11 protein-coding genes are annotated in these 14,429 nt (G+C 44.4%); 9 read left to right on the top strand and 2 right to left on the bottom strand.

The genetic code is table 11. From position 1 onward, the window contains the following. Window positions 1-10: 10 nt before the first annotated feature. The 5 genes from L6I86_RS06440 to L6I86_RS06420 all read left to right on the top strand — a co-directional run bounded on the left by L6I86_RS06440 (window position 11) and on the right by L6I86_RS06420 (window position 8,356). Complete coding sequence (locus tag L6I86_RS06440; RefSeq protein ID WP_056616174.1) at window positions 11-688, top strand: response regulator transcription factor; 678 nt, start codon at window positions 11-13, stop codon at window positions 686-688. Beyond that, window positions 685-2,079: a sensor histidine kinase gene (locus tag L6I86_RS06435; RefSeq protein ID WP_236285782.1), complete on the top strand. Its 1,395-nt coding sequence runs from the start codon at window positions 685-687 to the stop codon at window positions 2,077-2,079. The genes L6I86_RS06440 and L6I86_RS06435 overlap by 4 nt, the downstream gene beginning before the upstream one ends. A 107-nt stretch (window positions 2,080-2,186) precedes the next feature. Then, window positions 2,187-5,300 carry an efflux RND transporter permease subunit gene (locus L6I86_RS06430; protein ID WP_236285780.1) on the top strand — a complete coding sequence of 1,038 codons (3,114 nt, stop codon included), beginning with the start codon at window positions 2,187-2,189 and terminating at the stop codon, window positions 5,298-5,300. Between the two features lie 12 nt (window positions 5,301-5,312). Next, window positions 5,313-6,611, top strand: a complete 1,299-nt coding sequence (locus tag L6I86_RS06425) for an efflux RND transporter periplasmic adaptor subunit (RefSeq protein WP_236285778.1) — start codon at window positions 5,313-5,315, stop codon at window positions 6,609-6,611. 35 nt (window positions 6,612-6,646) lie between these two features. After that, window positions 6,647-8,356, top strand: coding sequence for a hypothetical protein (locus tag L6I86_RS06420; RefSeq protein ID WP_236285776.1), 1,710 nt, complete (start codon window positions 6,647-6,649; stop codon window positions 8,354-8,356). 82 nt (window positions 8,357-8,438) lie between these two features. Here the strand turns inward: L6I86_RS06420 and L6I86_RS06415 are convergent, their stop codons facing one another. Then, window positions 8,439-9,347 (bottom strand): AraC family transcriptional regulator, encoded by a 909-nt coding sequence (locus L6I86_RS06415; RefSeq protein WP_236285773.1) that lies wholly within the window; start codon window positions 9,345-9,347, stop codon window positions 8,439-8,441. A gap of 150 nt (window positions 9,348-9,497) precedes the next feature. Here L6I86_RS06415 and L6I86_RS06410 point away from each other — a divergent pair, with 150 nt between their 5' ends. The 4 genes from L6I86_RS06410 (at window position 9,498) to L6I86_RS06395 (ending at window position 13,484) form a co-directional block, all read left to right on the top strand. Further along, a complete protein-coding gene (locus tag L6I86_RS06410) occupies window positions 9,498-10,340 on the top strand; it encodes a sugar phosphate isomerase/epimerase family protein (RefSeq protein WP_236285771.1) in 843 nt (280 codons plus the stop codon). A gap of 2 nt (window positions 10,341-10,342) precedes the next feature. Continuing rightward, the gene (locus L6I86_RS06405) at window positions 10,343-11,362 is read left to right on the top strand and encodes a Gfo/Idh/MocA family protein (protein ID WP_236285770.1); all 1,020 of its coding nucleotides are present in this window, start codon (window positions 10,343-10,345) and stop codon (window positions 11,360-11,362) included. Between the two features lie 140 nt (window positions 11,363-11,502). Further along, window positions 11,503-11,961 carry a hypothetical protein gene (locus L6I86_RS06400; protein ID WP_236285768.1) on the top strand — a complete coding sequence of 153 codons (459 nt, stop codon included), beginning with the start codon at window positions 11,503-11,505 and terminating at the stop codon, window positions 11,959-11,961. 140 nt (window positions 11,962-12,101) lie between these two features. After that, window positions 12,102-13,484, top strand: a complete 1,383-nt coding sequence (locus L6I86_RS06395; protein WP_236285766.1) for an MATE family efflux transporter — start codon at window positions 12,102-12,104, stop codon at window positions 13,482-13,484. A gap of 160 nt (window positions 13,485-13,644) precedes the next feature. On the opposite strand, the gene L6I86_RS06390 is transcribed toward L6I86_RS06395, so the two are convergent. Further along, window positions 13,645-14,406, bottom strand: coding sequence for a MerR family transcriptional regulator (locus L6I86_RS06390; RefSeq protein ID WP_236285765.1), 762 nt, complete (start codon window positions 14,404-14,406; stop codon window positions 13,645-13,647). Window positions 14,407-14,429: the final 23 nt, after the last annotated feature.

The following is a 14,429-nucleotide window of genomic DNA, read 5'->3' as shown; positions in this document are numbered from 1 at the left end:
CGGTGCCTGCATGACTCGTATTATGGTTGTTGATGATGACGCTGATATCCGAGAGTTGATTCGCGTTTATTTGGCAGGGGAAGGCCTAACGGTTGTGCAAGCCAGCAATGGGCAAGAGGCGCTTAGTCTTATGGAATCCGTTCCTGCTGACTTAGTCGTGCTAGATGTCATGATGCCCTTGATGGATGGTTGGGAGCTGTGCCGCGAATTGCGATCGCATTACCCAGAACTTCCGTTATTGATGGTGACCGCGAAGAGTGAATCTGTCCATAAGGTGAAGGGCTTCCAGCTCGGTACCGATGATTACTTAGTAAAGCCTTTTGATCCCGTAGAGTTAGTCATGAGAGTCAAAGCGTTGTTAAAACGATACCGGATTCATTCCTCACAAGTCATTCTCATTGGTGGTGTGACCATCGATCGTACAACGTATGAAGTACGGTATCAAGATCAGCGGTTTACTTTGCCTTTGAAGGAATTTGAGCTTCTCTATAAGTTCGCAAGTCATGCGGGCCAAATCTTTACGCGTACCCAGCTGATTGAGCAGATTTGGGGAATGGATTATGAAGGCGATGAACGCACCGTGGATGTGCACATTAAACGTTTGCGAGAACGCTTTGAGCATTACCAGGAAGGATTTCAAATTACAACGATACGGGGATTAGGGTATAGGCTTGAGGTGAAGGTATGATCAAATCGCTTTATTTGCGCGTGGTTTTAACCTTTCTAGCGATTGTAGTGGCGAGTGTACTTGTCGCTTTTCCTTTGGCCATGTACTTTTTTACCAATATGATTTCGACGCAATTTCAATCCGAGATGTTAGCCGTTGGACGTCAAATTGTCACGTTAAGCAATGAAGTGCAGCCGAAGAACCTGTATTCCTTTGTAGCAGGGAGCAATCGACTGAACGAAAATTATTTGTTCACTCTATTTGATTCCAGCGGCGCTTCATTAGGTCAGACTCCTGTTGATGTAAAAGGAAGGCCGCGTATCCAATCGTCTGAAGTTGCTGACGTGTTGAAGGGTCATATTTATAAAAGCCTGGATTTCAGTGCTCCCTTAAGCGGGATTAACGGCATTAAAGTCGGTGTGCCGCTGATCGTTGGTGATGAGAGCTACGCGTTATTCATACATACGAACATCACAGATGCTGCACGAAGACAACTCCAGACATTGATTGTATCTGTTCTTGCCATCGTCCTCCTTGTGGGGAGCATACTAATTCTCTTCGCTTCGCGCTATCTGGTGAATCCTTTGAAGAAGCTGACCCTAGCGACAGAGAAGCTGGCTCGAGGTAATTTTAACGTCAATGTGAGTGTGAATAATAAGGACGAATTAGGCAAACTCGCAGAGAGCTTCAACCATATGGCTGGAGAGCTAAAGCAGTTGGAACAGATGCGTCAGGATTTTGTTTCAAACGTGTCACATGAGATTCAATCGCCATTGACCTCGATTCGCGGTTTTTCCAAAGCATTAAGAGAGTCGGATATCGCTGAAAACGATCGGATCAAGTATTTGGAGATCATTGAACGCGAGAGTGAACGCCTGTCTCGACTAAGCGAAAATTTACTGAAGCTGGCTTCGTTGGAATCCGAGCATCATCCGTTTCATCCTACGATCTATGATTTGGACGAGCAATTGCGTCGCATTGTTGTTTTCTATGAACCTCAATGGTCAATGAAAGAGTTAGATATGGACCTGGCTCTGCCTCGTGTGAAAATCTTTGCAGATAGCGACCAACTAAGTCAAGTGTGGATGAATGTGATTGGTAATGCGATCAAATTCACAGCTACGGGTGGACATATTTATATCAAGCTTGTTCCACTGCGTGACCGGGTTCAAATATGGATACAGGATAACGGGATTGGTATTCCAATCGACGAACAAGGTCGTATTTTTGATCGTTTCTATAAGGTGGATCAATCCAGGCAGCGTGATAGCGGCAGTGGTCTTGGACTTGCTATTGTGAGGAAGATCATCGATATGCACGATGGATCGATTGAGGTGCAAAGTGAAGAAGGCAAAGGAACGTTATTTCTTATCGTGTTACCGACAACGCACTCACCAACTAAAAAGAGTTGAACAAGAAACTTGGGATTGTTCACCAAGTTTTTTTGTTTTGTTCATATTGAGTTCATATTGAACCTGTATTCTTTATCTCACAATCATTAGTTGAGGGGAGTACAGGAATGAATCGACTCACACAGTTTTCGATGAAAAACGTTTCCGCGTTATTCATCATCATGATCATGCTTTTTGTAGGCGGCTTGTATTCAGCAACACAGCTCAAGGAAGAGAACATGCCAAACGTTTCCTTCCCAGTTGTGGCCGTTACAACGACCTACACAGGCGCGCCTAAAGACGTTATGGATGAAATTACCGTACCCATTGAGAAGAAGCTGGCGAATCTGGAAGATCTAGATTCCATGCAGTCCACTTCAAGCGATAATTTCTCTATGGTTATTGTTTTCTTCAAGCAAAATGTCGATATCGACAAAAAGAAGCAAGCTGTACAGGATGCGTTGTCAACGGTTTCCTTACCAGCTACAGCAGCTGCTCCTAAAGCATCTACCTTCGGTGCAGCATCCTTCCCGTCCAACTATTTAGTCGCATATGCGAACGAGGGAGTCAGCCAAACAGAGCTTGATAAAACGTTCAAAGATACGATTAAACCAGGCCTTGAAGGTATCAAAGGGATCGACCATATGGACATCATCGGTGCCAGAGATACCTCGCTCGATATCGAGTTGGATGCAGCAGCGCTAGATGTATATGGTTTATCACCAGGCATGGTGAGTAATGCCATTAATACAGCCGCGACGAAAACTCCGATCGGTTCCGTTGAAATCGATGGGAATAGCAAAATGACTCGGGTTACCGGCAATTTATCCAGTCTGTTTGATCTACAAAAAGTAGAGATAACAACTCCTACGGGTGCCATTGTTACCTTGGATCAAGTATCCAAAGTAAAAGCTATTACGGAGTCTGATTTCAACGGACGTTTGGATGGTAAGCCAGCGATTGGGATGATTTTATATAAAGCTGGCAGTGCGAATGCGGTTGAATTCTCCGATGAAATTCAGAAGAACATTACGGAGTGGAGAACTACTTTACCGAACATTACGTTCAAAAGTACCTTTGACAGTGCCGATCAAATTAAAGAATCCATCTCCGGACTTGTCCGTGAAGGGATTGTCGGTGCAGTACTTGCCTCACTCATGATTCTGGTCTTCTTACGCAATGTACGAATGACGTTGATCGTACTCGTCTCGATTCCGCTCTCCATTTTGATCACATTATTATTAATGTCGCAATTAGACCTCACGCTCAACACGATGACACTTGGTGGTATATTTATCGCTGTTGGACGGGTTGTCGATGACTCGATTGTTGTTATTGAAAACATTTATGCTTCCTTAGAAAAAGCGCAGGAGCGTAAAGAATCCGTTATTGCTTTAGCAACGAAACAAGTTTCGATGGCGATTACATCGTCTACCTTGGCTACTGTAGGGGTATTTGCTCCACTTGCTTTGGTAACGGGGGTTGTAGGTGGTTTCTTCCGACCTTTCGCTTTAACAATTGCTTGTGCACTTCTTTCATCCTTAATCGTAGCTTTAACGGTTATTCCGATGCTTTCGAAATTACTTGTGCTGCGTAGTAAACCAGGTAAGGTTCAGCATGATGAATCTGCGCCAACGAAGTTGACAATGTTTTATGAAAAAGTGCTCACGTGGAGCTTGAAAAATAAAATTAAAACATTGCTAGTCGCTTTAGTAATGCTCGTTGGGACGATGGCTGGAACGATTCCGTTCTTATCAGTTGCCTTTTTACCTGCATCAGGTGCATCGCACATCATGTATTTCCAATTAAAATTGCCTTATTCAACATCCTTTGATGCAACAGATAGCAAAACGAAAGAAATCGAAACGGTCTTATTAGACCTGAAGGATTCAAAAGGTGAACCGGTATTTAAATTTGTTGAAGCACTTGTGGGATACGCAGGTAATGATGATGAGCAAACCCCATATGCGTCCCAAATTTTCCTTGAAGTGAATGAGAACGTGGATCCTGAACAAGTGAAGGATCAAACGACAGCTTATATTTTATCGGAGTTGCCGAATGGTTCTGAAGTTGAGCCTAAATCTATGGAAGGTGACTTCGGAGTATCAAGTACAGACTTCGCCTACACACTCCAAGGTAACGATCAGCTTCAGTTAGAGAAAGCAGCTAGAATGGTGAAAGAGAAATTAAACACTTTCCCTGAGCTTGCTGAAGTTGAAGACAATTTGAGCGATGCCAAAACAGAAATTGAAATTGCTGTTGATCAGAAGAAAGCTAGAGCCTATGGCTTAAGCGCAGCTTCCGTAAGGGATTCAGCACGTACATGGATTCAAAAGCAAAATCTAGGCGATATGAAATTCGATAATATTGTGTACACAACAACAGTTTCATTGGAAAAAATAGACAAAGATTCCTTAGAGAAGCTGGGCAATATTCCGTTAACGGCTCAGAATGGCTCGACCATTCTATTGAAGGAAGTAGCTAAGATTAGTGAAACGAAAGGCGCTGCATCCCTTGCAAGAGAGAATCAGGCGCAGCTCGTGAAAGTTTCTGCCAAAATTAATTCAGACAATAAGACTGCTGTAAGTGCGAAGTTAAGTACGGCTTTGAAAGAATTAGAGCTTCCAGAAGGAGTTACACCGCAAATTACAGGTGTATCCGAAGATGTTAACGAAAGCTTTACTCAGTTATTTGTGGCCATGGCTGCTGCGATCTTCGTTGTCTACTTAATCATGGTATTGGCGTTCGGGAATGCAAGTGCACCGTTTGCAATTCTGTTCTCACTTCCTCTAGCTGTTATTGGAGGGCTCTTAGGACTCGTCATTGCTAGAGAACCATTAACCGTAACTTCCATGATTGGGTTCCTCATGTTGATTGGTATTGTCGTTACGAATGCGATCGTATTGATCGACCGTGCACAACAGTTGCGCGAAGAAGGTTATACTGTTCGTCATGCGCTTATTGAAGCAGGGAAGATCAGACTTCGTCCGATTATCATGACAGCCGGGGCAACCATTATGGCGTTAGTGCCATTAGCGCTTGGGATCTCTGCAGAAGGTGGATTGATCGGTAAAGGTCTTGGGGTTGTTGTTATTGGTGGATTGATTACTTCGACACTCTTGACGCTAGTCGTTGTACCTATTATTTACGAGTTGATTGAAAGTATGAAAAACCGCATTAGCAACATGTTTAATCGGAAAAAAGGCAAAGAAAAAATGACAACGAGTTCGTTAGAGGTATAAGGAGGCACATCGATGATTAACGAAGGTTCACGAAGAGGGCATAGCAAATATCGCTGGATGGGGGTCATCACGCTATTAACTGCAGCGACGGTGTTGGCAACGGCCTGCTCAGCACCAGGGGCTAAGGATGCGGCAACCGTACAGTTAACGCCTAAAGCGGTCAAAACGGAAGCGATCAAGCTTCAGAAAATAAGTAATCCGATTGAACAGGTGGCAGATGTTGTAGCCGGAACAACGCTCGATGTGATGGCGAAAGCGAATGGTGAAGTTACGGAAGTTCTGAAGAAACGAGGCGAGTATGTGACGAAGGGCGATGTCCTTTTCGTTATTGATAATAAAGATGCTCTATCTGCTAAACGGAAGAGTGAGCTTCAAGTAAAGAGTGCAGCGGATTCCTTACAGCAAGCTAGAGATAATAAAGTGAATACCCGGAAAGATTTGGCTGATAACGTAGCTCGTACACAAACGGCTTTGAATAACGCTCAGCAAGATTACAACAAAATCAGAAATGATTTTGAAGCAGGTAGTGCGGTTCAGCGCCAAGTAGATCAAGTTAAACAAGCATTGGATAATGCTCAAATGAGTGTAGATGCTGCGCAAAGTAAGCTATCCGCCTTCGATAATACGGATTCTATCTCCAGCATTGAAACACAAGCAGAATCCGCACGTCTAACATTAGAGGATGCTACTCGCTCTTTGGATAATTATGAAGTGAAAGCTCCTGGCAGCGGTATTCTGACAGATTTCAATGTCGTGGTTGGTCAAACAGCATCTGCACAAGCAGGCAAGGTTGGTCAAGTTCAGCAGATCGATCCTATCAAAATCAAAACAGAACTAGCTGAAACGAACTACCAGCTTGTGAAAAACAAGAAGGAGCTCGTGTACTATAACCCGAATACACCTGATAAGAAAGGGACAGCTAAGATTAGTTACTTAGCGCCAATCATGAGTGCTGCATCCAAAACCTATACGCTGGAATTGGAAATTCCGAATCCAGATCGTACGATTCAACCAGGTGGACGCTATCTCGTCCAATTGACAACGGAGACGGAAGAGAACGTAGCTGTCGTGCCTACACTTAGTATCATTCGTGAAGAATCCGATACCTTCGTATTCGTTCAACAGGGAGACCAATATACGAAACGGAAAGTGAAGCTTGGACGCATTAACGGCGAATTCCAAGAAGTGCTGGAAGGTGTGAAAGAAGGCGAGCAACTGGTCGTCACTGGACAGAACACATTGAAAGACGGTCAAAAGGTGACAAGCCCAGCAGCATCCGCACAACCGACTGCTTCACCAGCAGCCAAATAGCATCATTGAAATTCATATTAAGGGAGACGTTATAGATGAAAAAAAGACCATGGAAATCCAGTCTAACAGCCATTATGCTGGGAGCAATGATCGTTCAAGGAGGTACCGCTGCGTGGGCTGCGGAGCCTTCCACGCCAACCGTTGTCGCACCAACTGTGAATTATGGTTTAACGAAAGATATTCGCGCTGCTATCAAAAGTGTCGGTAAAACACCGACAGCGACGGGTTCACAGCTTGCTGTGACGGTTCGCTTATACAATGGCGGCACAACACAAAATCGCGTGCCAGAGCATGAACTTCGCGTGCAAACCTCGAACGGGATCTCTTACACGCTGAAACCAAGTGCAAGCAATAAAGCTTCCCTGCAACCGAAGGAAATTGCCGAGCTAGTTTATTTCGCAGCCATTGATTCGAAAGAAATCGGGAAGATTGAAAGCCTTTCGTTCGTGAACGTCGACTTGTATGCTTATCCTAAGGTAGAGACTACGCTGCTTTCAATGCCAACCAATCAAGTATGGTATGGCGGTACGGGCAGTGCAGCGCTTGAAAGCATAGCTAGTGCGGGGTGGGGACAAGAGTTCACGATATCTGGAGTGAATTCAGGACTTACGTATAAGACGGTGGAATCTTCCCTACAGAACACCGCAACAGGTCGTGTAGCCGTTGTGACCGTCCTTGTAAACAATCCGGGAGCAGGTCGTGAAACGGTACCCGCTTTCCGTGTTGATGCCCAATCAGAGTCGAAGAATTATGAAGGAAAACGTACAGAAGTGGCCCCAGTTGTCTTGGCAGCTGGAGAAACAACCTACATCCACTACGCGATCCCAGTGGAAAGCGATGTGACTCTAACGAATGTCGTCGTGCTATCGACAGATACGTTTGTCCCGAAAGACGGAGGACAGCCTTCAGAATTGGCAACAGCTAAGCTGGCTATCAACTGGCCAGTAGATGGGGCGAGCACAACAGCAGCCGCGTATACGATCGGTAAACCGATCACTTTCAATGCACAAGCCAAAGTGATTGATAAATCGACGGAAGTATCCTTAATGGAGCTGCATTTGCATGAGAATCCAGGTGAGGGCTATAAGACAGCTGTAGCGAAGTTCAAATTAACGAACACAAGCACAACGCCAGTAGCAACACCAGCATTTTTGACGGAGTTAACAAGTAAGCTAGGTGCCTCATACCAAGGTGTTCGTCAAACGAATGTTACGACCATGCTAAATCCTGGATTGAGCTATGTGGTCAGCTATTCGTATATTGTTCCACAATCCGAAGATAGTGAAAGCTTTGCTTTGAAAATATTAGATGCACAGGCTGCAGCACCATATACGACGACGATTGCTGCGTTGCAAACGGATGTCCAGAAGGAAACTACGGATAATATTATTTCATTGTACCCAATTGATGTGACGTTCAAAGACATATCCGTCAGTATGCAATATGCACTGGGGACATACAGCTATAAGGTGAAATTGGATCTAAGTATTTCACAGGCTCCAAATGTCGTAGTTGATAACAATTTCTCCAAATTAAGATTTGAGATCGTTGATAGCTTAGGACGTGTTGTAGGTTCTAAAGACGCCTCTTTTAATGGGCCTAATAAGTTAATTAGTGGCAGTCAAATCATTGATGCAACAGGTGCCAATTTGGATCAATTTAGCTCCCCATTCACGATTAATGTCTATGAAGCCATTGATACACCAACGGGAGTCGCGAAACGTTTAATCAAAGTAATGAAATAATTGCCTATACGTTGTACAGAAAAAAACAGCCTGCTAGTAGAGCTATCTACTGGCAGGCTGTTTTCTTGTGTAAGTATTCTGGTTACCGCTGCACTCTAGCCTTCACGGATTTCGCATAATCCGATGGAGACATCCCGACGGTTTTCTTAAAATCCCTTGAAAAATAATGAATACTTGTATAGCCAAGCAAACTAGCAATTTCTGTTATGTTATAAGGTCCTTCGCGCATATAGGTTTTGGCTTGCTCGATTTTGAGTAATTTGAAGGCTTCCATGATCCCCATGCCCTTCTGGGATTGAAAAAGCTCCTTCATTCGACTTTTGCCCAGGTGAAAGGTTTGGCAGAGGTCATCAAGGGTAAACGAGTCTGCCAGATGATCACTCAAATAGGTCATAATCTGACCGACGAGCCCAACCTCAGCTTTCTCCTTTTGCAACGAGGATTGTTTCAATTTTTGAGCTTCCTGAACGTTTCCCCGAGCTTCTTGTTTACGGATGAGGGTGATAAGGAGGATTTCTAAATAAGCTTTGATGAGCTGCTCACTAGCAAACGACGCCTCTTCGTTTCTTTCTAACAAATGAACGGAAGGAGAATCGAAGGGAGGGAGGAACGCATGAAATCCCTCTTGTGTGATGATTGAAAGCATATTTCGTTCGCGATCGCCTAACGATACGACTTTATTAGCTAGTTGAGACATAGCCTCAGAATGGCAGACGAAGGCAATGACGATGAGATTCGGCGGCTTATGCGCATGTCTGACATGAACGGTATGGAACTCCTCAGGCTTGTGGAAAATCATATTCCCCTGCTGGAGGGTATGGATGACATCGTCGGCACGAACCTCGACTTCCCCCTTGTCCACGTAGAGAATTTCCCAGAAGTCATGCTGTTCACCGTCGAATACAAAGCCTTTGGCATATTCAAAATAGTGAAAGGAAATGAGCGCTTCGATCGAAAGTGATTCCTGTAAATAAATCCTTGGGAAATCCATGGTGTCCGTCCTCTCTAGGGGATTTTCTTCCCGATTACAGCCATTTTACCACAATCAATTTAGCTAAAGTGCAAATAATTCGGCTTAATAGATAAATCCAATGGGACATCACTCTTTTATAATAAAGGAAAGAAGCGGAGGCGATTATCAATGAAAAAAGGGATTAATATTTGGTCATTTCCAGGCTCCATGAGCGTGAAAGATTGCATTACGACTGCGAAAAAAGCCGGATTCGACGGCATTGAGTTAGCTTTGAACGAAACAGGTGAGCTTAGTCTGGAAAGTACGGAAAGTGAAGTTCGTGCGTATCGCCAGCATGCTGACGAAACAGGGATTGAGGTAAGCAGCTTAGCAACAGGCTTATTCTGGTCCTATTCTTTGACAAGCAGTGCCCCGCAAACGCGTCAGAAAGCGAAAGACATTGTGAAGAAGCAGCTCGAGCACGCCGCGGCACTTGGTGTTGATACGATTTTGGTCGTACCTGGTGCGGTAGGTGTTGATTTCATTCCTGATTCTGAAGTGGTTCCGTATGATCAAGCCTATGACTACTCCCTTGAAGCAATTCAAGAACTTTCGAAGGTTGCTGAGTCCTTGAAGGTCTCGATTGGGATTGAAAATGTGTGGAATAAATTTCTACTATCACCGCTGGAAATGCGGGATTTCATTGATAAAGTTAATTCACCTTATGTAGGTGCCTATTTCGATGTAGGGAATGTCATCTTCTCAGGGTACCCGGAGCATTGGATTTCTATTTTGAGCCATCGTATCAAAAAAGTACATTTCAAAGACTATCGCCGCGCAGCTGGCGGTCTGCATGGTTTCGTTGACCTGCTTGCAGGCGATGTGAATTATCCGGAAGTAATGAAAGCCCTTCAAAACATCGGTTATGAAGATTATGTGATCGCTGAAATGATTCCTGGCTATACGCATCACGGTGAGCAAATTGTTTATAACACATCAGGCGCTATGGATGCTATTCTGGGGAGGAAATAATCATGCTAAGAATCGGACTAGTAGGACTAGGCTTCATGGGAAGAACACATTTGGAGAATTATGTACGCTTGGAAGCAGAAGGTGTTGCGATTAAAGTCGTGGCATTATGTGATATTGATCCGGTGAAACTAGAAGGCAACACGGTTGCTGGAAATATTGCTACAGGTGATTCGGCGATCGATTTCAACCTCTATGCGAAGTATACAAGTGTGTCCGAGATGATTGAGAAAGAACAATTGGATTACGTGGATCTAGCTCTCCCGACATATCTGCACCGTGATATTACGATAGAATGTCTCAATAAAGGTCTACATGTGCTGTGTGAGAAGCCAATGGCTTCGAATCCGCAAGAGTGTGCAGAGATGATTGATGCTGCTCAGGCGAATGGTAAGCAATTGATGATTGGACAGTGTCTGCGCTTCTGGCCTGCCTACGTATACTTGAAAGAGGCTGTAGAAAAGGGGACTTACGGTGACGTAACTAGTGGTTATTTCTACCGCGGCGGCGCTACCCCAACTTGGGGACCATGGTTAATCGATAAAGAGAAGAGCGGCGGGGCTTTGCTCGATATGCATGTTCATGATATTGATATGGTCAATTGGCTGTTCGGAAAACCTGAATCCGTTTCCTGCTTGGCACGAAATGTAGTTCCAGGCAGCGGCTATGATGTCGTGTCTACGAATTATTTGTACGGGGATGGCAAAGTTATTAACGCACAAGCCGACTGGACTCTCGAAGGTGATTATGGCTTTGATATGCAGTACCGTGTCAATTTCGAGAAAGCGAACATTATTTTTGGCGCAAGCGGCCTGAAAGTAAACCCGAATGATGCGCCTGGTTTCAACCCAGAGCTATCACCAGAGATGGGCTATTACTTGGAACTGAAATATTTCATTGAGACGCTTCTCGCAGGGGAAGCGGTCACAACCGCAACGCCGGCTAGTACACGGGAAACGATTGAAATTGCTGTGGCTGAGATGGCATCGGCTGACAAGCAAGGGGCTTGGGTAGAATTGAAATAGTAATAACAAGTGATATTTATTTTGCAAAGTGACAACAATTTTGATATCGTTAAAGTATAAATGATTTTACGCGTGAAGCACACGCCGCTAGCTCTCTTTTTTGGAGCTAGCGGCGTTTTTATTTTTTAGGAGGGGATTAAGTGTTTGAGGCTGAGTATTCAATCTTTTGGAAGGATCAGGTTCACAGTGCAAGCGGACAGCGGCTTGAGATGTTGGGTAGGGATTTGACTGGAACGAAGAAACTACTGGAGGGTGTGCTGTTACCTGTATTGGGGACACTCAAAGGTCTGGAGCTTGAATATGAGATGTTGAGTTTGTCAGGTGCGAAAATATATGGTGACATGTGTCACCCCTTGCTGCGGATCGTGTTCGAGGAAGATAGCTTCGTCACTCACGCCGAGAAAATCACGAGAGACCGGTTTTCTTTTGAGAGGGCGCGAGCACGTTCAGTTGCGATACTGGGGTACACTTACTTTCCGTATAGTCGCGATGAACTAGAGAAAAAACCGAGTTTCTGCCAAAGAAACTTATACGAGTTGATTGGCCGTATTGGTAATGTAGAAGGTGCAGGGTTGAACCAGCTCGAAGAAATCGACTAACTCGCGCAGGAAGCGCTCCGCGTGAAGGAGTAAGTCGAAGAAATCGACTAACTCCTTCACGTGTTAATTATTTTCATTTGACTGCAATCGCTTTCGTATTCTATGCTAATTGCATTTGCAATAACTAGAGGTGAAGACGAATGAAAGACATAGATTCAACAGCATCGTGGCAAAAACTCCGTCTATTCGCAGTCACTTGGCCGATTTTTATTGACTCTGTATTACGTATGATGTTAGGTACTGCGGATGTCTTCATGTTAAGCCGAATTTCGGATGAAGTAACGGGAGCCGTTGGTTTAGCGAATGAGATCATCGTGTTCTGTATTTTGATGTTTGGTTTTGTGGGTATCGGGACCAGTGTTGCTGTTGCTCAGCATCTGGGAGCCGGTAAAGTGAAAGAAGCGAGTCGGATTTCTGCCACCGCTATTACGATTAATTTGATTTTCGGCATACTCGTGAGTATCGCGTTAGTTGTGTTTGGTGAGCCGTTAATGCATCTGATGCATTTGGATCCTCAGCAAATTGCGATCGCCAAGAAATACTTAACGATCATCTCCGCATTTATTTGGATTGAAGCGCTGTCGTATGCGATTTCGTCGGTATTGCGCTCCAATGGTCAGACCCGAGACGTGATGTTCGTTACGTTGGGGGTTAATGTGATTCACATTGTGGGTAACAGTCTCCTGATTTTCGGGAATCTGGGATTCCCTGAATGGGGGGTTACTGGGGCGGCTGTTTCGACAGTTGTAAGTCGACTTCTCGGACTCATTGTGCTTGTTGTCATTTTATATCGCCGCTTACAGGTTCCTATTCTTCTTAAGCATTATGTGAGCTTCAAGTCGAAGATTGTGAAGCAAATTCTTAGTATTGGATTACCTTCTGCTGGAGAGCATGTTTCATGGCAGTCTCAATATCTGATGATTTTCAGCTTTATTAATATTATCGGGGCCACCGCGCTGAGTGCGCATGTGTACGTGATGAATGTGACCAATTATTTCATGGCCCTGGGTATGGCGATTGGCATGGGGACGGAAATTATTATTGGGCACATGGTTGGTGCAGGGGCTTTCCAAGCGGCTTATCATAAATTGATACGAAGCTTGAAGATTACGTTTGTTCTGACATTCGTCATCGTGGGCATTACGTCGATTTTCCGTAAAGAACTACTCGGACTATTTACCGATAATCCCGATATCATTGCTATGGGATCGACAATTCTACTTCTTTCTATCATTTTAGAACCCGGTAGAACGTTTAACTTGGTTGTCATTAATTCCTTACGCGCTGCTGGCGATGCTAGATTCCCGGTAATGATGGGAGTTGTCTCGATGTGGGGGATTGCTGTTCCATTAGCTTACTATCTCGGGATTCATTTAGAGATGGGCTTACTGGGTGTCTGGATTGCTTTTACAGTTGATGAGTGGGTGAGAGGCTTGTTGATGTATCTGCGTTGGCGAAGCCGTGTATGGCAAAGTAAGTCATTGGTTAAACCAAGCGGCGAGGTCATGGCTCATTCGGCTTAATGGTAAATGAAGAAGCCTAAAACTCTTGATGAGAGAGTTCTAGGCTTCTTTCGTATTATGAAAAAGATGACAAGAGGGTTGTGGCTGGCGGCTGGTAATTATACTATATTCAGTTTCTTGTAAAAGAATTGGATGTTTGTAGGAAATCATAGAAAACGTGCTAGTGTACCCCTGTATAGATGTGGATTGCATCTCTTAGAAACGCTGCCGTACCTGGTTGTTTTACATCATAATAGGCTTTGAATCGTTCATCATCCACATACATTTGGGCAAGCCCAGCATGCGCTTCCTTACTGTACTCACTCCAATAGGACATGAGCCATTGTTTGTGCAAATCAGCCGCTTTTTGTGCAAGCTCACTTCCAGGGTCACCTAGCTTGAAAGCTTCAGCCAAGGTTTCGGCTACTTCCTCCGCCAATCGAGTCACCGCGTCGTGCTGCTCTTGCGTCATATTTTGTAGTTTCTGATTGCTCTTATTCACTTTGTCATCGCCGTATTTCTCACGAATCTCTTTTCCATATTTTTTCTCGTTGTCATCAATTAGCTTTTGTTTGAAGCCTTCAAATTTCTCTTTATTCGACATGGTAAGTCTCCCTTCTTTGGAAGCAATGGTTTGCTCGACGTTGGCAATGAGAATATCCAATTGTCTCCGCTTGTCGAGAAGCTGCTCTCGATGGTCCATCAGTGCACGGGTTCCGTCATAAGTAGGGGACGACATGATGTCTTTAATTTGCTCCAGAGGAATGCCCAGCTCCCGATAAAATAAAATCTGCTGCAGTCGATCCACCTCATTTTGCCCATAAATGCGATATCCTGATGAGTTGATTCTTGCCGGCATAAGAAGTTCAATCTCATCATAGTAGCGAAGTGTACGGGTGCTGATTCCAGCCAACTTCCCCAAGTGCTGTACCGTGTATTCCATCTGCTCACCTCCTGACAACTTAA

It is taken from the genome of Paenibacillus allorhizoplanae, from assembly GCF_927798215.1.
GTDB classification, from domain to species: domain Bacteria; phylum Bacillota; class Bacilli; order Paenibacillales; family NBRC-103111; genus Paenibacillus_E; species Paenibacillus_E allorhizoplanae.
This window is presented reverse-complemented; position numbering and strand designations above follow the sequence as displayed.